General features: G+C 44.2%; 1 protein-coding gene. It reads left to right on the top strand.

Features of this window, described 5'->3' with window-relative positions; translation table 11 throughout:
- Positions 1–9 precede the first annotated feature (9 nt).
- Positions 10–1,533: discoidin domain-containing protein (locus AC1DUA_RS37000; protein ID WP_477504468.1), on the top strand; the 1,524-nt coding region annotated here is incomplete at its 3' end.

Raw genomic sequence — 1,533 nt, 5'->3', positions numbered from 1 at the left:
AACCAAACAATATCCAAGTATGTTCTTCACCATTATGGGGTATTTGGAAACAAAAGTTTGAATCCTGTGAGCTTTAATGTAAGTGTTAGCATGGATAATGTGAATTGGACACAAGTCGATCAGGTGGATAAAAATATTTATAATGTCACACAGCGCACGCTTGCAGCGCCTGTTACTGCCCGATATGTGAAGGTTGATTATATAACCCCTGAGCAACCCTTAGGGCAATCTGCAGGAGCGATGGAAGCTCGTCTAGCTGAAATTGAACTGTTTAGCAGCAGCGATGCTGTCAGCAGTCTATACAATCCGGCTCCAGTCATAACGTTGAATGATCGGACAATTGGCTACACAGGTGATCCGGTCAATTGGTATACCGATGGTGCAACCGCTCCGATTGCTTACAAAGGAGGTGCCGATTATACGCAGATCCCTTTTAAGTATCGGTACAAGAGGCATGGCGTGACAGAAGCTTTTACAGAAACAGCCCCATCCTTAATTGGTCAGTATGATGTAAAGGCGGTATTTGAAGGGAATGACACGTATAGCAGCGCTGAGAGCAATGTTGCCCTCCTTACGATAAGCAGAGCAACGACTCAACTCTCTCTTGAGAGTCGGACTTTTACGTATACAGGAAGAAATGTTCCGATGGTGGGAGGCGTTTCGCATCCGATCAAGGTCCCTTATATTTACAAATACAAAGAGCTTACGCCTGGGGCGACATGGAGAAATTCAGCTCCAATCGAAGTAGGAACTTATATGGTCAAAGCAGTATTTAGTGGAAGTGATGTTGCTCAGAGCGCGGAAAGCAATGAAACGACATTGACGATTCTTCCGGCATCCGCACAAACCAACTGGTCAGAACTAAGCACGCTTCTATCAGGACTTACGGAGAAACAAACTGTTGAAGATAATATCATTAACATTAGAGGCACAAAGTATTTGCAATCAGGCATGTTGATGGGCAATGGATCGTTCGGCGTCATCTCCGATGCCAGGAGAAATCAACAAAGTTATTTCCTTTCCAGCAGCGATGCTTTCGCAGCAGGTACGAAACTTTTGAATGCGCAATTGACATTTACTAATGGAGATCCTGTGGTGCCGCTCCCGGTGACTAGAGCGCCGTTTACATTTACCTCCAGCACTTCTCTTCCAGGATCAATTCCGGAGGAAATTTATAACAGAGCTGATAGCAATGCATTTGATTCGAATGAGCGCACGGAGTGGCTGTCTGCTACACAAAAAATTTCACAAACAAACGGACCGCGCCCTCTGGAGAAGTGGGTCCAAGTTAAAGGAGAAAATCTATTTACATTCAACAAAATTGAAATTAAGCATCATAGTCTGCTTTTCCCTGAAGAGGCGAAGTATAACCTCTATAATTATGATATTCAAACCTCTAATAATGGAACGAGTTGGACGACGATCCAAAGCGTAACTGGCAGTGTGTATTCGTCGGTCTACTCGAATACGTTTGATTTTGCAACGCCGATCACGGCCAAATACTTGCGGGTATATACAACGACACCTGTAAAC

The sequence above is a fragment of the Paenibacillus sp. 01T422 genome, assembly GCF_056398785.1.
This window is presented reverse-complemented; position numbering and strand designations above follow the sequence as displayed.